This window comes from Coprococcus eutactus (assembly GCF_025149915.1).
Taxonomy (GTDB): domain Bacteria; phylum Bacillota; class Clostridia; order Lachnospirales; family Lachnospiraceae; genus Coprococcus; species Coprococcus eutactus.
Map to the genome: position 1 here is coordinate 425,246 of NZ_CP102278.1, position 18,532 is coordinate 443,777.

Here is an 18,532-nt window from a genome sequence, read left to right on the forward strand (position 1 = left end):
TACTTGGAATAGACAAAATAATGAAAAATAATTAAAAATAATGGAAGGCTGCCGCACCTTCTATTATTTTTTGTGTATTAACCTATTGACATAGTAGGTAAATGGGAATATCCTATTTTTGCGAGTCAGATATTGACTTATTACGCCAAAAAATGGCGGATGAGGGTGATGACTGGAATGATCGTGTATTTGTGGCAGGAATGTGGTCACACTCATATGTAAGGAGGATTTACAGATATGGTGATTTCTTCAAAGGGAGAATATGCCCTGAGGGTCATGGCAGACCTAGCCATAAACCACGACGGCAGATTTATTCCGTTAAAAGAAATAGTTCAGAAAGAGGAACTGTCCCAGAAGTATCTGGAGAGCATAATGCGCATGCTGTCCAAGGCGAATCTGATAGAGGCAGCCAGCGGACATGGAGGAGGCTACAGACTCAAAAAGGCTCCTGAGGAATATACATTGTGGGAGATACTTGAACTCACGGAAGGCGGGCTTGCCCCGGTGGCATGCATGAAGAACAGCACGATTACCTGTGACAGATCCAAGCAGTGTTATACTCTGCCGATATGGCAGGGCCTGGCTGAGCTGATACAGGAATATTTCCAGGGTAAGACACTGGCGGATATAGCCAGAAATGTGGAATGAGCAGAGTAATTTGATACAGGCAAAAAGATAATTAAAGCGGGACAATTGAATCGCCGGATATAGAAGTGATAAAGCAATTGCCGGGCTTGGTATAAAAGGAGGCAGACTGATGTCAGATAAAAAATTATTGGAAGTTAAGAATTTACATGTTGATGTTGAGGATAAACAGATCCTTCACGGTGTGAACCTGGAGATCGGCAAGGGTGAGACACATGTACTTATGGGACCTAACGGAACCGGAAAGTCAACCCTTGGATATGCACTTATGGGTAATCCGAGATATACGGTCAGAGAAGGTGAGATATGGTTTGATGGCAAGAACATCACAGAAGAGGCTGTCAATGAGCGTGCAAAGGCAGGAATATTCCTCTCATTCCAGAATCCTCTTGAGGTGCCTGGTGTGACACTCAGCTCATTTATAAGAAATGCCCTTGAGCAGAAGACCGGCAAGAGAATCCGTCTCTGGGATTTCAAGAAGGAGCTTGAGAGAACCATGGAGATCCTTCAGATGGATCCATCATATGCAGAGAGAGACCTGAATGTGGGATTTTCAGGTGGTGAGAAGAAGAAGGCTGAGATACTTCAGCTTCTGATGCTTAAGCCATCACTGGCAATCCTTGACGAGACAGATTCAGGACTTGACGTTGATGCAGTCCGTACAGTATCAGCAGGTATCGAGGAATACCAGAAGAACTGCAAGGGAAGCCTGCTTATCATCACACACAGCACCAAGATCCTTGAGTCACTTACCGTTGACTACACACATGTCATGGTTGAGGGTAAGATCATAGAGACTGGTGACGCATCACTTGTGGACAAGATTAACGAGTCTGGATTTGCAGAGTATGAAAGGATATAGAAGATGAAGGAAAAGACATATGTAGAGGACATAGACAGAAATATATATGACTTCAAGTATGACGACAAAGATGCCTATAAGCTTAAAGCTGGTCTCACACCTGAGATAGTTGAGCAGCTTTCTAAGGAGAAACATGATCCGGCATGGATGCAGAATTTCAGACTTGAGTCTTTACAGATATACAACAATATGCAGGTGCCTGACTGGGGCCCATCCATCGAGGGACTGGATATTGACAATATAGTTACTTACGTAAGACCAAATACCAAGATGAAGGGAAGCTGGGATGAAGTTCCTGAGGATATCAAGGATACATTTGAGAGACTTGGAATCCCTCAGGCTGAGAGAAAATCCCTTGCGGGAGTTGGTGCACAGTACGATTCAGAGCTCGTATATCACAATGTCCGTCAGGAGGTTGCGGACATGGGAGTTGTGTACACTGATATGGAGAGTGCACTCACAGGTGAGTATGCAGACATGGTGCAGAAGCATTTCATGAAGCTTGTCACCCCTCATGATCACAAATTTGCAGCACTTCACGGAGCTGTGTGGTCAGGCGGTTCATTTGTATATGTGCCACCTGGAGTAAAGGTCGAGATCCCGCTTCAGTCGTATTTCAGACTTAACGCAGCGGGCGCAGGTCAGTTCGAGCACACACTCATCATCGTCGATGAGGGGGCAGACCTCCACTTTATAGAGGGCTGTTCAGCGCCGAAGTACAATGTGGCGAATCTTCATGCGGGTTGTGTGGAGTTGTTTGTCGGCAAGAACGCAAAGCTCAGATATTCAACCATAGAGAACTGGTCCAAGAATATGTACAACCTGAACACCAAGAGAGCCCGCGTTGAAGAGGGTGGAACCATCGAGTGGGTATCGGGTTCATTTGGATCACATGTGTCATACCTTTATCCGATGAGCGTGCTCAAGGGCAAGGGCGCCAGGATGGAGTTCACCGGAGTTACATTTGCCGGTAAGGGACAGAACCTTGACACAGGAGCCAAGGTAGTCCATGCGGCACCTGACACAAGCTCATATATCAACACAAAGTCTATCTCGAAGGATGGCGGTATAAGTACATTCCGTTCGTCTGTTGTAGTGACAAAGGAGGCAGAGAACTCCAAGGCGGCGGTATCATGCCAGTCACTTATGCTCGATTCGATATCACGTTCGGACACAATACCGGCCATGGATATCAGAACCAAGAAGGTAAATGTGGGACATGAGGCACAGATAGGAAGCATCAGTGACGAGGCCGTGTTCTACCTGATGTCCAGAGGAATGAGCGAAGAAGACGCGAGAGCATGTATAGTCAGTGGATTTGCAGACAATGTATCGAAGGAGCTGCCGCTTGAGTATGCTCTTGAGATGAACAACCTCATCCGTCTTGAGATGAAGGGCAGCATAGGTTAAGGAGGTGCGGTGACATGGAGAACAATAACGAGATGAAAATCAACAAGCTCCCGGCAAAGACATGGTACTGGCTTCGCATGAACGACACAGCACTTAACTGGAATCCGGACATGACGGGATGCAGTGTGAAGATAGATGGCGGAAAGAAAGCTGATAAGCAGGCTTCTGATTTCGATGGAATAGAGACTGGTGCAGGAAGAGATGCGGACGTACTCTTCGCACAGCAGGCAGCAGGAAGTGTACTTGTTGCGGACGAGACCAATAAAGGGCAGACAGTGCACGTGCTGATAAATGGAACCGGGGCAAATGGCAGCAGCGGCTATGCTTACGTGCAGGCAGATGCAGGTTCAGACATGACAGTCATAGAGACATTTGGTGAGAATGCGGAGGGCGGCAGCCTGGCATTCAGAACACGCTTTAATATAGAGAAGGACGCACATATACGTCTTGTGCAGATATTTATGCAGGATGAGAACACGACCATACTCAACGATGTGGGAAGTGAGTGTGCAGAGAACGGACAGCTCGATGTACTTCAGATATTTATCGGCAAAGGCAACCTGTACAACGGCGTGAGAACTGAGCTTATCGGTAAGCGTGCTTCAACCAACATGGATATAGGTTACCTTGGCCAGAAGAAGCAGGTCATAGATATCAACCTTGTGGTTAACCATATAGGCAAGAAGACCAACTGCAGCATACAGGTGGATGGAACACTTAAGGATGCTGCGGAGAAGATATTCAGAGGTTCGATAGATTTCAAGACAGGTTCATCGGATTCGAAGGGCGCTGAGACTGAGAATGTACTGCTGCTCGGCGATGATGTGGTGAACAAGACTATTCCGCTCATCCTCTGTGCAGAGGAGAATGTGGAGGGTTCGCATGGAGCGACCATCGGTGAGCTTGATGAGGATACACTGTTCTATTTCGCATCAAGGGGAATCGATATGGAGACAGCTGAGGACATGATGACCAAGGGCAAGATGGAGGTCCTCTACCGCAAGATCCAGGACGAGGACACAGAGAAGCTGGTGGAGAAGCAGCTTGCGGAGGTAATGGAATATGACAGACAGGAATTATAGAGAGGATTTTCCTCTGTTGAGGAATAACGATACAGCATATATAGACAATGCGGCCACAGCACAGAAGCCACAGGTGGTCATAGACGCTGAGAGAGAGTTCTACGAGAAGAGCAATGCGAATCCGCTCAGAGGCTTCTATCCACTCAGTCTTGAGGCTACAGAGAAGTATGAGAGTGCCAGAAAGGTAGTCAGGGACTTCATTCACGCTGACTCTGAGAAGGAGATAATCTTCACAAGGAATACCACGGAGAGCCTTAACCTTGTGGCATACAGCTACGCGCTGAATAACCTTAAGGCTGGTGACGAGATAGCGGTCACCATCATGGAGCACCACAGCAATATGCTTCCATGGCAGATGGCAGCCAGAGTCACAGGCGCAACTCTCAGATATCTCGACTGCGAGAAGGATGGAACGCTGACTGACGAGACCATCAATGCCGGCATCAATGAGCACACTAAGCTGCTTGCTGTCGGACATGTGTCAAATGTTCTCGGATGCGTGAATCCGGTCAGGAAGATGGCTGACAGAGCGCACAGCTTTGGTGCGGTTGTCGTAGTTGACGGTGCGCAGAGTACACCGCATATGACTATAGATGTGCATGAGCTGGGTGCTGATTTCTTTGCATTCTCAGGTCACAAGCTGATGGGACCTATGGGAATAGGAGTGTTATACGGAAGACAGGAACTGCTTGACGCGATGCCTCCATTCATGTCAGGTGGAGAGATGATAGATTCGGTTTCAAGAGATGGTGCGGTATATGCGGAATTGCCTCACAAGTTTGAGGCTGGTACAGTCAATGCGGCTGGAGCTGCGGGACTTGCGGCTGCTATAGGCTACATCAAAGAGGTTGGATTTGACTATATAGAAAAGAGAGAGCTGGAGCTTACCACCCGTGCCATGGAGGGACTTGCGAAAATACCTCATGTGCATGTGATCGGTTCGGACAAGCCGGAGAATCACACAGGAATAGTCGCGTTCACCATAGACAATGTTCACCCGCATGACGTCAGCGAGATCATGGCTGCGGATGGAATAGATGTGAGAGCAGGACATCACTGTGCACAGCCACTGCTCGTCCACCTCGGCGTGTACAATACGACAAGGGCAAGCTTTATGTTCTACAATACAGATGAAGAGGTAGATGCATTTGTGGAGAGTGTTGCAAATGTGAGAAGGAGAATGGGATATGCAGAATAATATTCAAAACAGGAATTTTTATAATGAGATCCTTACAGAGCACAATATGAGACCTGAATTCAAATATGATCTTCCGGCGGCAAATGTGGTCCTGGAGGGTGTAAATCCCAACTGCGGTGATGACATCTGGCTCAAGCTCAAGGTTGAGAACGGAGTCATCGAGGATGGATCATTCGTGGGAGACGGATGTGCTATATCCCAGGCGTCGGCAGATATAATGCTTGGAATGATCATAGGAAAGACCAAGGAGGAGGCCTTGAAGCTTGGGCAGCTCTTTCTGAAGATGATACAGGGAGAGGCTACAGACGAGGAGATAGACCAGCTTGAGGAGGCATCAGCGCTCAAGGATATAGCGCATATGCCGGCAAGGGTAAAGTGTGCGGTCCTCGGATGGCACACCCTTGAAGAAGCGTTGAAGAATATATCATAAGGGTGGATTCCTTATGATAATGCGGGCGCTGCGCGAAGCGCATCGGAATGCGCCTGCTCCACATATAGTAGATATTCTTTATCTGTATCTTAACTATAGGCATGATATACTTCACTTGAATGTGTGAAAGCGGGCGCCGCTGGTAGAATCTATGTCGTTTGTGACATAAGGTGTACTGGTGGCGCTTTCTTTAAAATAATCCAAAAGGGATTGATACATATGAAAAAAATAAATATACAAAAAAGCAAAAAAAATAAGGGGTGTAAATGTAAGGACATTATAAAAAATGCGCTGTTGATGCTGGTGATGATAGCAATAGGGGTTGGATTGTGTCTGATAATAAAGACAACATTTACTACAGACATATTGATACCGGCCGTCATGGTGTTTTCGGTATTTTTGATATCGGTGTTCACTGACGGATATGTGTATGGAATACTGGCATCTGTAGTCAGCGTGATAATAGTGAATTTTGCATTTACATTTCCATATTTCAAGATAGATTTTCTTATTCCTGAAAATATCACATCGGCGATAATCATGATAGCCATAGCGTTTATCACCTGTGGTTTTACAAGTAAGATAAAGCATCAGGAAATGCTCAAGAAAGAAAGTGAGATGGAGAAAATGAGGGCGAACCTGCTGCGTGCAGTGTCGCATGATTTTCGAACTCCGCTTACCACCATTTACGGGGCCAGCTCGGCACTTATAGAAAGTGGCAGCGAATTTACGGATGAGCAGAAGGAGAAGATGCTCAGGGGAATACAACAGGATTCACAGTGGCTTTATCGTATGGTTGAGAATCTGCTGTCCATCACCAGGCTGGATGGCGATATTAAACTAATAAAGACGTCCATAGCACTGGATGAACTCATAGATTCTGTGCTTATCAAATTTGCAAAGAGATATCCTGATCAGGAGGTGGAAGTCAATCTGCCCGACGAGCTGGTCATCATACCTATGGATGCCATTCTCATAGAGCAGGTTATCATCAATATCCTTGAGAATGCAGTACAGCATGCAGAGGGAATGAAGAAGCTGGCATTGAATGTGAAATGCGATGGCGACAGGGTTGTGTTTGAGGTTCAGGATGATGGCGATGGAATACCAGAGGATAGGTTGAAACACCTGTTTGATGGAAGCCTCCTGGGGGACAGCTCTGATGAGGTGTCCGTGGACTGCCGGCAGAGAAGGAATGCCGGAATAGGTCTGTCGGTATGTGCGACCATCATAAAAGCACATGGAGGAGATATAAGTGCATACAATTCCGCGGAAGGCGGTGCAGTATTCAGGTTTACACTGAAGATAGAGGAGGTTACGGATGAGCAATAATAAATACAAAGTCTTGATAATAGAAGATGAACAGAATATCAACAACCTGCTGGACACTCTCATGCAGGCAAATGGTTATCAGACCATCATAGCCACATCCTGCGGAAGCGGTCTTATGATGTATGCGTCACACAGACCTGACATAGTGATACTTGATCTGGGACTTCCGGATAAGGATGGAATAGCATTTCTCACGGAGATAAGAAAGACGGATTTTACGCCTGTCATAGTCCTTTCGGCGAGGTCGGATGAGAAGGACAAGGTGGAGGCTCTCAATCTTGGCGCAAATGATTATGTGACGAAACCATTTGGCTCGGAGGAACTGGTGGCGAGGGTCAGGTCAGCACTCCGCACAGCACTTTACCAGGCACATGACAGTGAGCTTCCGACAGGCAGGTTTCAGTCGGGAGATCTGCTCATCGATTATGAGGCAAGACGGGTGTTCATAGGCAGTGATGAGATAAAGCTCACACAGACTGAGTACAATATCGTGGATCTTCTTTCGAGACATCCGGGCAAGATGCTTACATACAGTTTTATCGTTAAAGAGGTATGGGGCTACAATGATGCCGGAAGTACCAAGAGGCTTCAGGTCAATATGGCAAATATCAGAAAGAAGTTCGGCGTGAAACCGGGTAAGAAGAGTTACATCATAAATGAGCTGGGAGTCGGTTACAGGATGTGCGATGACAGTGAGTGATGTGTTCTGGAATTTTTAACAAGATATAAAAATATTGTGACAGTTAAAAATAGCTTTTTAGGATTCAATCCGCTATACTATAGGATATGGTATAGCGGATTGTTTTGCAGTTATTTTGCAATTATTTGCAATGGAGGTTTCATATGAGTGGTAATTTAAAATTGCCGGTTGGAATAGATGATTTTAGGAAAATACGTGAATGCGGTTTTTACTATGTGGATAAGACAAAGCTTGTAGAGCAGCTTATGCAGAATTGGGGCGAGGTAAATCTGTTTACCAGACCAAGAAGATTTGGCAAGACGTTAAATATGAGCATGCTCAGAAGCTTTTTTGAGATCGGCACAGATAAGTCTTTGTTTGATGGACTATATATATCGCGGAACAAAGAACTCTGTGATATGCATATGGGTAAATATCCGGTTATCTCCATTACGCTTAAAGGCATTGAGGGGATGACATTTGAGGAAGCCCGGAATATGTTGAAGATAATCCTGAAAAATGAAGCGAGGAGACACTATTATCTGAAAAACAGCGACAGGCTGACAGATGATGATAAGCAGCAGTACGAACAGATATTGCTTGGTACGTCGGAGAATACTGCTGATAGTCTCAGGCTGTTATCTCAGCTTTTGTTCCTGCACTATGATAAAAAGGTAGTTATATTGATCGACGAGTATGACGTGCCTTTAGATAAAGCTTTTCAGAATGGTTATTACAGCGAGATGACATCGTTGATCCGTGGAATTCTGGGACAGGCATTGAAGACCAATGATTATCTGCAATTTGCTGTTTTGACCGGATGCCTGCGTATATCTAAGGAGAGCATTTTTACAGGTTTGAACAATTTTAAAGTTCTTTCCATTGCCGATGCAAGATTTGATGAGCAATTTGGATTCACCGATTCGGAGGTTAGAGACATTCTGGAGGAGTATGGAGTATCTGATAAAATCTCAGAGGTGAAGGACTGGTATGATGGATATCGTTTCGGCAAAGCGGATGTATATTGCCCGTGGGATGTTATCAATTATGTGGATCATCTTCAGGCGGATCCGAATGCCAGACCGCAGGCATATTGGATCAATAGCAGTGGAAATGGGCTTGTGAGGAGGCTCATCAACATAGCAGATGAGTCAACAAAGGATGAGATAGAGAGACTTATTGCTGGTGAGACTATAGAGAAAGCTATTCGTTTGGAACTGACATATGATGAGATTGACAACAGCATTGACAATATATGGAGTGTTCTGTTTACAACCGGATATCTCACGAATGCGGGAGAGATAGAGCTTCCGGGAGGAGGTGGATATGGTTACAGACTTGTAATTCCAAATAAGGAAGTCAGACAGGTGTTTGTATCTCAGATACAGGAATGGTTCAGGCAGACCGTGACTTATGATGATGGATCTGTACAGGATCTGTGCGAAGCTTTCATGGCTGGTGATGCCGATAAGATCCAGAGTAATCTAAATATGATACTGATAAAGACAATAAGTGTTTTGGATACAAAGGCTCGTGATGACCAGAAAGAGAATTTCTATCATGGACTTTTACTTGGGCTGCTTAGAAGTAAGCCTGATTGGAGAATAAAATCCAACAGAGAATCTGGAGATGGATTCAGCGATATAAGTATAGAACCAACAATCCCTGAAAAGGGAATTGTAGTTGAAGTCAAATATTCAAATACAATAAGCGGACTTGATGATGCCTGTGGTAAGGCGATGAAGCAGATCAGAGATCGCAGGTATGATGAAGCGCTGCGTGAGGATGGAAGAGAGGATATCATTGCTTACGGAATTGCTTTTTGCAGAAAGAGATGTAAGGTTGTGTGCGAGAAAATGTAACGCTAACAAAGGCAGGTTGATGTAAATTAAAAAAGTATTTTATGTAAAAGGGGGCTGTGAAAAAACTCAATCGAGTTTTTTCACAGCCCCTTTTTTGTTTATTATCTAATATAATTACTGGAAAAATAAAAACACATAATCCCTATTGACATAGTAGGAAATAAGTTGTATACTCCAACATGTTGACAGATAATTACTACATATCAGATAGGATATATGTGGATTTATAGCGTAAGCTATAATGAAATTTATTGAATGGAACGCTATTGGACGGGACGATGAAAGTTGGATGAGCGTTAGCTGAAAGTTAGACAGGAGGTGGACACATGCAACAGGTGTTGTGCTTTGGAGATTCCAATACATGGGGATACAATCCTGAGAATGGAGAGAGATTTCCCTGGGGGATCAGATGGACCAGTATATTGCAGCAGAAGCTGGCAGATAAAGAGATAAGGATCATAGAGGAAGGCCTCTGTGGAAGAACAACAGTGTTCGAGGATCCACTGAGACAGGGAAGAAAGGGCGTGTCGCTGTTCCCAACTCTGCTGGAGACACACAAACCGGAGAATATAGTGATCATGCTTGGAACAAATGACTGTAAGACAGTGTTCTCGGCATCACCGGATGTTATAGGCAAGGGAATACGGAGACTGCTCATTCAGGCAAAGCAGTATTCAGCGGACAGCAGGATACTTCTCGTATCGCCGATACATTTGGGCGAGCAGGTGTGGAAGGATGAATTTGATCCTGAGTTCTCACCGGAATCCGTTGAGGTGTCAAGAAAACTCACAGATGTGTACAGGAAGATAGCCGATGAGTTCGGCGTGGAATTCCTGGCGGCATCATCCGTGGCGGACAGCAGCGAGGCAGATCAGGAGCATATGAATCCTGAAGGTCACGCGGCACTGGCGGGAGCGATAGAGGAAAAGATTTATCAGATGGCCTGTTAAGAATTATATAGAAAATAATGCACAGTATATAAAGATGGTTGAGAATCAAGAAATAATATAGAGACTTGAAAAAGTAAAAAAGAAAAGAAAAGAAAGGAAACAAGAACCATGGCAAAGATAGCATCACAGTTGACAGAACTTATAGGAAACACTCCACTTCTGGAGCTTACAAATTACGAGAAGGAGCTTGGACTTAAGGCGCACATCGTTGCAAAGCTTGAGTACTTCAATCCACTTGGATCAGTGAAGGATCGTGTGGCAGCAGCCATGATCGAGCAGGGAATCAGGGATGGCCTCATCAATCAGGATACAGTCATCATCGAGCCTACATCAGGAAATACGGGAATCGGACTTGCATTTGTATCAGCGGCAAAGGGACTTCACCTGATACTCACCATGCCGGACACCATGAGCGTTGAGCGCAGAAAGATAGTGTCAGCTCTCGGCGCTGAGATTGTGTTAACACCTGGCAGAGAGGGAATGAAGGGAGCCATTGCCAAGGCAAATGAGCTCAAGGAGCAGTACGGAAATGCGTTTATCCCACAGCAGTTTGAGAACAAGGCAAATCCTGCTATCCACAAGAAGACAACAGCAGAGGAGATCTGGAGAGATACAGACGGAAAGGTTGATGCATTTGTATCAGCAGTAGGAACAGGCGGAACAGCCACAGGAACAGGAAGCGGACTCAAGGAGCACAACCCGAAGGTTAAGCTGATTGCAGTTGAGCCTGCTGATTCACCGGTTCTCTCAGGTGGTGCACCCGGACCACACAAGATACAGGGAATCGGAGCCGGATTCATACCTGGAGTTATGGATCTGAGCATCGTGGACGAGATCATCAGGATCCAGAACGATGACGCATTTGACACAGCAAGAAAGATTGCAAAGACAGATGGTGTTCTGGTTGGAATATCCGCAGGTGCGGCACTCTATGCGGCAACTGAGCTTGCAAAGAGACCTGAGTACGAGGGCAAGACCATCGTGGTCCTCTTCCCTGACACAGGAGAGAGATACCTCTCAACATCACTGTTTAACCTGTAATTAGGAGAAAAATATGAGACTTGGGAAAAGAGTATTGCTTCTGTCCATGGCGGCGGTGCTTGCGATAGGCGCGGCCGGCTGTGGCGGTAAGAAGGACGATGTTATCACAATTACAAATGTTTCGTATGACCCAACGAGGGAGCTGTATGAGCGATACAATGACATGTTCGAACAGTATTATAAGGAGCAGTACGGACAGGACATCAAGATCATCCAGTCTCATGGAGGCTCCGGCTCACAGGCGAGATCGGTTGTGGAGGGCTGTAATGCAGATGTTGTCACACTGGCACTTGAGCATGACATTGACCTCATATCGGAAAATGGTCTGATAGATAAGGGCTGGATAGATGAATTTGGCAAGGATTCGGCGCCGTACACATCCACGATCGTCTTTCTGGTTAGAAAGGGAAATGACAAGAACATACAGGACTGGAACGATCTGGTGAAGGACGATGTGGAAGTCATAACACCTGATCCGAAGAGCAGCGGTGGTGCCTGCTGGAATTTCCTTGCGGCTCTTGCTTATGCGAGGGAGACGTACAGTGATGAAAATGATATATGGCAGTTCATGAAGAAGCTTTATCAGAATGTGTCGGTCATGGATTCAGGAGCCAGAGGTTCAACCACCACATTTGTGGAGAATGGCAAGGGTGATGTGTTGATAGCCTGGGAGAATGAGGCGATAGCGACACTGAAGGAATATCCGGAGGATTACGAGATTATCAATCCATCCGTGAGTATACTTGCACAGCCAAGTGTGGCGGTTGTCGATGACAACGCAAAGCACAATGGAACAGAGGAGGTCAGCACAGAGTATCTGAAGTACCTGTACAGCGATGACGCTCAGAGGCTTGAGGCCGAGAGCGGATACCGTCCGACAAATGAGGAGATACTTGCAGAGTATTCGGATGTGTTTGATCTGAACATCAAGCTGTGGACCATCGATGATTTCGGAGACTGGGACAAGGCTTATGAGGATTTCTTCGATGACGGAGCAAGGTTTGATGAAATTTACGATTATTAAAATGGATTGGAAAACGAGATGGCAGCAGAGGAAAATGGCAAGAAGGACAAACTGAATAATGCAAAAAAGACCAGAGTTATCCCGGGATATCACCTGACACTTGGAATAGTCATTGCCATGCTGTCGCTGATAGTTCTGATCCCTTTGGCATCGGTGCTGGTGTCATCGCTTAAGCTCTCGCCGAGTGAATTCTGGCATCTGCTTTTGAAGAAAAACGTGCTGAATGCATTCAAGACCAGCATCGGCTGTTCGTTCATAGCGGCGGTAGTCAACACGGTGTTTGGTCTGATAATAGCGTGGACACTGGTAAAGTACGATTTCCCCGGCAAGAAGATACTGGACGGATTCATAGAACTTCCATTCTGTCTGCCTACAGCAGTTGCCGGTATCACGCTGTCGAGACTGTACAGTGAGGACGGATTCCTTGGAAAGCCGCTTGCGGCTCTTGGAATAGATGTTGCATACACAAAGATCGGACTTACCATCGCACTTGTATTTGTGGGAATACCATTTGTCATAAGGGCGGTGCAGCCGATACTTGAGAAGATGGACAACCAGTACGAGGAGGCGGCCTACATGCTGGGCGCCACACCGAGAAGAATATTCTTCAAGGTCATACTTCCAGAGCTCAGACCGGCGCTGCTTACAGGATTTGGGTTGGCATTTGCCAGAGGGATCGGAGAGTACGGCAGTGTCATTTATATATCAGGCAACAGCGCAAAGGAGCAGACACAGGTCATATCATACGTGATCATGCAGAAGCTCAGCTACATAGACTATGCCAGCGCAACAGCGATAGCACTGGTGATGCTGGTAATATCATTTGTACTGTTATTTGCGATCAACATAGTACAGTTAAAGCAGTCCAAGAGAACAAACCTATTATAGATGAGGAGACACGGAAAATGAGCGAACAGGAAAAGCTGCAGCGCGGCAAGCGCAGGACAAAGATAATACTGATAACCGTGACGGTGCTTTTTATAGTGCTCATGCTGGTAGTCCCACTTATATCGGTGATAACAAGTGCGCTGAAGGAGGGCTTTAAGTTCTATCTTCAGTCGATCACAACAGAGTATGTGATAAGTGCACTTGGTGTCACACTTATTGCCACTGTCATAGCTGTGGTGGTAAACACATTTTTCGGAATATGCGCGGCATGGCTGCTGACGAAGTTCTCATTCAAGGGCAAGCAAGTGCTGGCAACATTGATAGACATTCCGTTTTCCATATCACCGGTCATTGTAGGACTTGCCTACCTCATGACATTTGGAAGACTCGGATGGACGTATCCGGCGATCAGATGGATCAATGATATGCTGGGGACAAACATCAGGATAACATTTGCAGTTCCAGGCGTTGTGCTTGCTACCATATTCGTGACATTCCCATTTGTGTCGAGGGAGCTTATCCCGGTGCTGAACGCCCAGGGCAAGGATGAGGAGGAGGCAGCGGCGCTCATGGGGGCGAAGGGCTTCACGATATTTAGAAGGATAACACTTCCCCAGATGAAATGGGGACTCATATACGGAATCATCCTCTGTACCGCCAGAGCGCTAGGCGAGTTCGGTGCGGTAAATGCACTGTCCAAGACAAGGGGCGGGACATTTACACTTCCACTTGAGATCGATGCGCTGTACATGTCAGGAACGGAGGAATCCATCACGGCGGCATTTGCGGTATCGTCCATACTGGTGATCATAGCGGTCATCATATTGTTCCTGAGAAATCTGCTTGAGTACAGAGCGAAGAGGAAACGCGCTTATGAACGAAGTTCATAACTCTCATGCGCGTGACGACTTGCCGCTGAGCGGAGGCGAGGGGGCGATACCCGAGAAGGGCGAAGTGAGATAGTCTGCATATGGGATGGCTTGCAGGAGCTTCGAGAGATAGATCAGATGTGACAGAATAAGAAAACAATAAGGAGGCTGACGACATGTACGTCGAGATGAAAAATATATATAAGAAATATGGAGACTTCCTGGCGTCCAACAATGTCAGCTTCGGTGTGGAGAAGGGTAAGCTGGTGGCGCTTCTGGGACCGTCGGGAAGCGGAAAGACGACACTTCTCCGAATGATAGCCGGACTTGAAAATCCAAATTCCGGTGACATATACATAGACGGCAGGCGTGTAAATGATATACCGGCTGCGAAGAGAGGAATCGGATTCGTATTTCAGAATTACGCATTGTTCCGTTATATGACGGTATTTGACAATGTGGCATTCGGACTGGAACTTATGAAGGTTCCTAAGAAAGAGATCAAGAAGAGAGTCATGGAGCTACTGGAGCTGACGGGGCTTTCGGGGATGGAGAAGAGATATCCGAATCAGCTCTCAGGCGGACAGAGGCAGAGAGTGGCATTTGCAAGAGCGCTGGCTCCGAATCCACAGGTGTTGCTGCTGGACGAGCCATTTGCCGCAATAGATGCAAAGGTCAGGACAGAGCTTAGGACATGGCTCAAGGAGATGGTTGAAAAGCTTGGCATAACGAGCATATTTGTCACTCACGATCAGGACGAGGCTGTTGAGGTTGCGGATGAGATCATCATCACCAACCACGGACAGATAGAGCAGATGGGATCACCGATGGAGATATACAAGACTCCATCTACACCGTTTGTGGCACAGTTCATCGGAAGGTCAACCGTTGTGGAGGACTACGAGAAGCTCAAGGGTTTTGACAGGGTGCCGGGAGCGGACAGAGCGGTCATCAGACCGGAGTTCGTCAAAATATCCAAGAGCGGCAGGCTGGATCAGTACCAGAGTGCGGCGGAGTCGGGGATAGTCAAGGATGTGCTGTTCCGCGGAAGCCATCTGGACGTCACGGTGGATGTCAACGGAGTGGAGATCGTCGCCGAGAGATCCATGGAGAAGGATGTCGTAAAGCCGGGGGAGCAGGTCCACGTTCTCATCTACAGGCTGTATGTATTTGATGAGAATCAGACATATCTGCTGGAGAACAAGGCAATGCAGGATAACGATGTATTCTACATCTAATTATAAAAGTGATTGGAGAGAAAATATGGGTATTGCAAACAGGAAAATACTTCATACGGACATTTTGATAATCGGTGGTGGTACGGCTGGCTGCTATGCAGCGCTGACTGTCAGAGAACATTCTGATTATTCCATCATCATCGCAGAGAAGGCAAACATAAAGAGAAGTGGATGTCTGGCGGCGGGTGTGAACGCCATCAACGCATACATAGTGAAGGGCAGGGAGCCTGAGGACTATGTGGACTACTGCAGGAAAGACGCTGACGGGATCGTCAGAGAAGATCTTTTGCTTTCTATGTCACAGGGGCTGAACCGTGTAACAGACAAGCTGGAGAAGCTGGGGCTGGTTATCCTCAAGGATGAGAATGGAGAGTATGTTGCAAGGGGCAACAGAAATATCAAGATAAATGGCGAGAACATGAAGCCGCTGCTTGCAAAGGCGGTTGAGGAGCTTGACAGCTGTCAGATACTGAACAGAGTCAACATCACGGACTATATAGTTGAAAATAATCAGATCCTCGGGGCATTTGGATTCTCCATAGAGGATAATACGGCCTACGAGATCAGAGCAAAGAAAGTGCTCTGTGCTACAGGCGGTGCGGCGGGACTTTACAGACCGAACAATCCGGGATTTTCGAGGCATAAGATGTGGTATCCGCCGTTCAACACCGGAGCGGGATATGCAATGGGAATAAATGCCGGAGCGGAGATGACTACATTTGAGATGAGATTTATAGCACTCAGATGTAAGGACACCATAGCACCTACGGGAACCATAGCCCAGGGTGTGGGCGCAAAGCAGGTCAATTCACTCGGCGAGGTATACGAGAACAAATATGGACTCACCACATCCCAGAGAGTGTACGGAACGGTGAGAGAGAATATAGAAGGCAGAGGTCCATGCTATCTGAGAACCGAGGGCATCACCCCAGAGCAGGATGACTCACTGAAGAGGGCATACCTCAACATGGCTCCGAGCCAGACTCTCAAATGGCTTGAGTCCGGCAAGAATCCGAGTGAGCAGAATGTGGAGATAGAGGGCACAGAGCCTTATATAGTCGGCGGCCACACCGCAAGCGGTTACTGGGTGGACAACGACAGAGAGTCCACAATACGCGGGCTGTTCGCAGCCGGAGATGTGGCGGGCGGATGTCCACAGAAGTATGTGACCGGAGCGATGGTTGAGGGAGAGATAGCAGCCATTGCCATGGTAAAGCAGCTTGACGAGGGATACCTTGATCCTGAGCTTGACGAGGAGGCTGAATTTGACAGAAAGATAGAGGAGTACGACCATTTTCTCGACACTGACGAGAAGATGTTCACATATGAGGCGATAGAGGAGGCCATGCAGAAGGTCATGGACAACTACGCCGGAGGAATATCCACCCACTACCAGTTCAACGTGAAACAGCTTGAGCTGGCAAAGGAGAAGATAGAGCAGCTCCAGAAGCTTGTATGGCACATAAGTGCCCACGACATGCACGAGCTCATGTTTGTGTATGAGGTGAAGGAGAGGCTCACAGTTGCACTCTCTGTAATCGCACACCTGAAGGACAGGAAGGAGACGAGATGGCACAGCTTTGCTGAGAACCTGGACTACCCGGAGAAGAGCAAAGAATGGGAGATATTTGTCAACTCAAAGATGGTGGACGGCGAGCTTAAGATGATACATCGTGAGCTAGTTAATTTGTGCCAGGTTCCCGCAGGGAATATGGCATGCAGCGTCAGCCCCTCGCCGGAGGCGACTTCAAATGGGCTGATGTTCCAAGGAAAGGGGGATGCATATGAGCATAGTGATAAATAAAGAGCTTTGCAAAAACTGCGGCAAATGTGCAAATGTCTGCCCGGGTTCCCTCATAAAGAGAGATGAGGATGGACAGATATTCATGAAATACCCTAAGGATTGCTGGGGGTGCTCATCCTGTATCAAGGAGTGTGCATTTGACGCCATCTCATTATATCTCGGAGCTGACATCGGCGGAATGGGAAGCCAGATGTCGGTGGAGAACAAAGGAGATCTGCTTCTGTGGAATATCCGAAAGATGGATGGAACCACAGACCAGATAGTGATAGACAAGAAGGAAGCTAATAAATATTAAAAAGAAGAAAGGTTGGTATAGATATGGGTACATTATCACATCTTGACGAACTGGAGGCAGAGGCGATATACATCATCCGCGAAGTTGCTGCGGAGTGTGAGAAGCCGGTTATGCTTTACTCAATAGGAAAGGACAGCTCGGTAATGCTTCATCTGGCACTCAAGGCATTCTATCCTGAGAAGCCGCCATTTCCATTCTTGCATGTAAATACAACATGGAAGTTCAAGGAAATGATCGAGTTCAGAGACAAGACAGCGAAGAAATACGGACTTGACATGATCGAGTACATCAACGAGGAGGGTGTCAAGAAGGGCATCACCCCATTTGACCACGGCTCAGCATACACAGATATCATGAAGACACAGGCACTCAAGCAGGCTCTTGACAAATACGGTTTCACAGCAGCATTTGGTGGCGGACGTAGAGACGAGGAGAAGTCCCGTGCGAAGGAGAGAATCCTCTCATTCAGAAATGCTCAGCATGCCTGGGATCCAAAGAACCAGAGACCGGAGATGTGGAAGCTGTTCAACACCAAGATCCAGAAGGGCGAGGAGGTCAGAGTATTCCCACTTTCCAACTGGACAGAGGCTGATATATGGGAGTACATAGAGCGTGAGAACATAGAGATCCCATCGCTGTACTTTGCAAAGGTTAGGCCTGTTGTATACCGTGACGGAAATATCATCATGGTCGATGATGACAGAATGAAACTTAGACCTGGTGAGAAGATAGAGATGAAGAGTGTTCGTTTCAGAACTCTCGGATGCTATCCACTGACAGGCGGCGTGGAGTCCACAGCGGACACACTCCCTGAGATTATCGAGGAGACGCTCAGTGCGGTATCCTCAGAGAGAACCACCAGAGTTATTGACAACGAGGCAGCAGGCAGCATGGAGCGTAGAAAGAGGGAGGGATACTTCTAA

The 18,532-nt window shown here is 46.8% G+C and carries 18 protein-coding genes; all 18 read left to right on the plus strand.

The window, feature by feature from the left end; all coding sequences use genetic code 11:
* Nucleotides 1–237: 237 nt before the first annotated feature.
* The 18 genes from NQ536_RS01785 (at nt 238) to cysD (ending at nt 18,532) form a co-directional block, all read left to right on the plus strand.
* On the plus strand, nt 238–648 hold the full coding sequence (locus tag NQ536_RS01785; RefSeq protein ID WP_004851770.1) for an RrF2 family transcriptional regulator: 411 nt from the start codon (nt 238–240) through the stop codon (nt 646–648).
* A gap of 109 nt (nt 649–757) precedes the next feature.
* Nucleotides 758–1,507, plus strand: coding sequence for a Fe-S cluster assembly ATPase SufC (gene sufC, locus NQ536_RS01790; RefSeq protein WP_004851768.1), 750 nt, complete (start codon nt 758–760; stop codon nt 1,505–1,507).
* 3 nt (nt 1,508–1,510) lie between these two features.
* Nucleotides 1,511–2,917: a Fe-S cluster assembly protein SufB gene (gene sufB, locus NQ536_RS01795; protein WP_004851766.1), complete on the plus strand. Its 1,407-nt coding sequence runs from the start codon at nt 1,511–1,513 to the stop codon at nt 2,915–2,917.
* Nucleotides 2,918–2,931: 14 nt separating this feature from the next.
* Nucleotides 2,932–3,999, plus strand: a complete 1,068-nt coding sequence (locus tag NQ536_RS01800; protein ID WP_004851763.1) for a SufB/SufD family protein — start codon at nt 2,932–2,934, stop codon at nt 3,997–3,999.
* The gene (locus NQ536_RS01805) at nt 3,980–5,197 is read left to right on the plus strand and encodes an aminotransferase class V-fold PLP-dependent enzyme (RefSeq protein ID WP_004851760.1); all 1,218 of its coding nucleotides are present in this window, start codon (nt 3,980–3,982) and stop codon (nt 5,195–5,197) included. Before NQ536_RS01800 ends, NQ536_RS01805 begins: the two co-directional genes overlap by 20 nt.
* Nucleotides 5,187–5,627, plus strand: coding sequence for a Fe-S cluster assembly sulfur transfer protein SufU (gene sufU, locus NQ536_RS01810; RefSeq protein ID WP_004851759.1), 441 nt, complete (start codon nt 5,187–5,189; stop codon nt 5,625–5,627). The genes NQ536_RS01805 and sufU overlap by 11 nt, the downstream gene beginning before the upstream one ends.
* Before the next feature lie 219 nt (nt 5,628–5,846).
* Nucleotides 5,847–6,959 (plus strand): sensor histidine kinase, encoded by a 1,113-nt coding sequence (locus NQ536_RS01815; protein WP_227909667.1) that lies wholly within the window; start codon nt 5,847–5,849, stop codon nt 6,957–6,959.
* Nucleotides 6,949–7,659, plus strand: coding sequence for a response regulator transcription factor (locus NQ536_RS01820; protein WP_004851755.1), 711 nt, complete (start codon nt 6,949–6,951; stop codon nt 7,657–7,659). Before NQ536_RS01815 ends, NQ536_RS01820 begins: the two co-directional genes overlap by 11 nt.
* Before the next feature lie 143 nt (nt 7,660–7,802).
* Entirely contained in the window at nt 7,803–9,500 is a 1,698-nt protein-coding gene (locus NQ536_RS01825) for an AAA family ATPase (protein ID WP_004851754.1), read from the plus strand.
* 326 nt (nt 9,501–9,826) lie between these two features.
* Nucleotides 9,827–10,450 (plus strand): GDSL-type esterase/lipase family protein, encoded by a 624-nt coding sequence (locus NQ536_RS01830; RefSeq protein ID WP_004851751.1) that lies wholly within the window; start codon nt 9,827–9,829, stop codon nt 10,448–10,450.
* Between the two features lie 108 nt (nt 10,451–10,558).
* Entirely contained in the window at nt 10,559–11,491 is a 933-nt protein-coding gene (gene cysK / locus NQ536_RS01835; protein WP_004851749.1) for a cysteine synthase A, read from the plus strand.
* 13 nt (nt 11,492–11,504) lie between these two features.
* Entirely contained in the window at nt 11,505–12,515 is a 1,011-nt protein-coding gene (locus tag NQ536_RS01840) for a sulfate ABC transporter substrate-binding protein (protein WP_004851746.1), read from the plus strand.
* Between the two features lie 18 nt (nt 12,516–12,533).
* Nucleotides 12,534–13,403 (plus strand): sulfate ABC transporter permease subunit CysT, encoded by an 870-nt coding sequence (cysT, locus tag NQ536_RS01845; protein ID WP_004851744.1) that lies wholly within the window; start codon nt 12,534–12,536, stop codon nt 13,401–13,403.
* Nucleotides 13,404–13,420: 17 nt separating this feature from the next.
* Nucleotides 13,421–14,293 (plus strand): sulfate ABC transporter permease, encoded by an 873-nt coding sequence (locus NQ536_RS01850; RefSeq protein ID WP_004851742.1) that lies wholly within the window; start codon nt 13,421–13,423, stop codon nt 14,291–14,293.
* Between the two features lie 155 nt (nt 14,294–14,448).
* Entirely contained in the window at nt 14,449–15,510 is a 1,062-nt protein-coding gene (locus NQ536_RS01855) for an ABC transporter ATP-binding protein (RefSeq protein WP_004851740.1), read from the plus strand.
* A 25-nt stretch (nt 15,511–15,535) separates the two neighbouring features.
* Nucleotides 15,536–17,314 (plus strand): adenylyl-sulfate reductase subunit alpha, encoded by a 1,779-nt coding sequence (locus tag NQ536_RS01860; protein WP_044998095.1) that lies wholly within the window; start codon nt 15,536–15,538, stop codon nt 17,312–17,314.
* The gene (locus NQ536_RS01865; RefSeq protein WP_004851736.1) at nt 17,295–17,609 is read left to right on the plus strand and encodes a 4Fe-4S dicluster domain-containing protein; all 315 of its coding nucleotides are present in this window, start codon (nt 17,295–17,297) and stop codon (nt 17,607–17,609) included. Before NQ536_RS01860 ends, NQ536_RS01865 begins: the two co-directional genes overlap by 20 nt.
* A gap of 23 nt (nt 17,610–17,632) precedes the next feature.
* Nucleotides 17,633–18,532, plus strand: coding sequence for a sulfate adenylyltransferase subunit CysD (gene cysD / locus NQ536_RS01870; RefSeq protein ID WP_004851734.1), 900 nt, complete (start codon nt 17,633–17,635; stop codon nt 18,530–18,532).

What these genes read in the sequence shown, in the direction of transcription:
- NQ536_RS01785 (WP_004851770.1), top strand. Translation starts at nt 238, where the DNA reads ATGGTGATTTCTTCAAAGGGAGAATATGCCCTGAGGGTCATGGCAGAC.
- sufC (WP_004851768.1), top strand. Translation starts at nt 758, where the DNA reads ATGTCAGATAAAAAATTATTGGAAGTTAAGAATTTACATGTTGATGTT.
- sufB (WP_004851766.1), top strand. Translation starts at nt 1,511, where the DNA reads ATGAAGGAAAAGACATATGTAGAGGACATAGACAGAAATATATATGAC.
- NQ536_RS01800 (WP_004851763.1), top strand. Translation starts at nt 2,932, where the DNA reads ATGGAGAACAATAACGAGATGAAAATCAACAAGCTCCCGGCAAAGACA.
- NQ536_RS01805 (WP_004851760.1), top strand. Translation starts at nt 3,980, where the DNA reads ATGACAGACAGGAATTATAGAGAGGATTTTCCTCTGTTGAGGAATAAC.
- sufU (WP_004851759.1), top strand. Translation starts at nt 5,187, where the DNA reads ATGCAGAATAATATTCAAAACAGGAATTTTTATAATGAGATCCTTACA.
- NQ536_RS01815 (WP_227909667.1), top strand. Translation starts at nt 5,847, where the DNA reads ATGAAAAAAATAAATATACAAAAAAGCAAAAAAAATAAGGGGTGTAAA.
- NQ536_RS01820 (WP_004851755.1), top strand. Translation starts at nt 6,949, where the DNA reads ATGAGCAATAATAAATACAAAGTCTTGATAATAGAAGATGAACAGAAT.
- NQ536_RS01825 (WP_004851754.1), top strand. Translation starts at nt 7,803, where the DNA reads ATGAGTGGTAATTTAAAATTGCCGGTTGGAATAGATGATTTTAGGAAA.
- NQ536_RS01830 (WP_004851751.1), top strand. Translation starts at nt 9,827, where the DNA reads ATGCAACAGGTGTTGTGCTTTGGAGATTCCAATACATGGGGATACAAT.
- cysK (WP_004851749.1), top strand. Translation starts at nt 10,559, where the DNA reads ATGGCAAAGATAGCATCACAGTTGACAGAACTTATAGGAAACACTCCA.
- NQ536_RS01840 (WP_004851746.1), top strand. Translation starts at nt 11,505, where the DNA reads ATGAGACTTGGGAAAAGAGTATTGCTTCTGTCCATGGCGGCGGTGCTT.
- cysT (WP_004851744.1), top strand. Translation starts at nt 12,534, where the DNA reads ATGGCAGCAGAGGAAAATGGCAAGAAGGACAAACTGAATAATGCAAAA.
- NQ536_RS01850 (WP_004851742.1), top strand. Translation starts at nt 13,421, where the DNA reads ATGAGCGAACAGGAAAAGCTGCAGCGCGGCAAGCGCAGGACAAAGATA.
- NQ536_RS01855 (WP_004851740.1), top strand. Translation starts at nt 14,449, where the DNA reads ATGTACGTCGAGATGAAAAATATATATAAGAAATATGGAGACTTCCTG.
- NQ536_RS01860 (WP_044998095.1), top strand. Translation starts at nt 15,536, where the DNA reads ATGGGTATTGCAAACAGGAAAATACTTCATACGGACATTTTGATAATC.
- NQ536_RS01865 (WP_004851736.1), top strand. Translation starts at nt 17,295, where the DNA reads ATGAGCATAGTGATAAATAAAGAGCTTTGCAAAAACTGCGGCAAATGT.
- cysD (WP_004851734.1), top strand. Translation starts at nt 17,633, where the DNA reads ATGGGTACATTATCACATCTTGACGAACTGGAGGCAGAGGCGATATAC.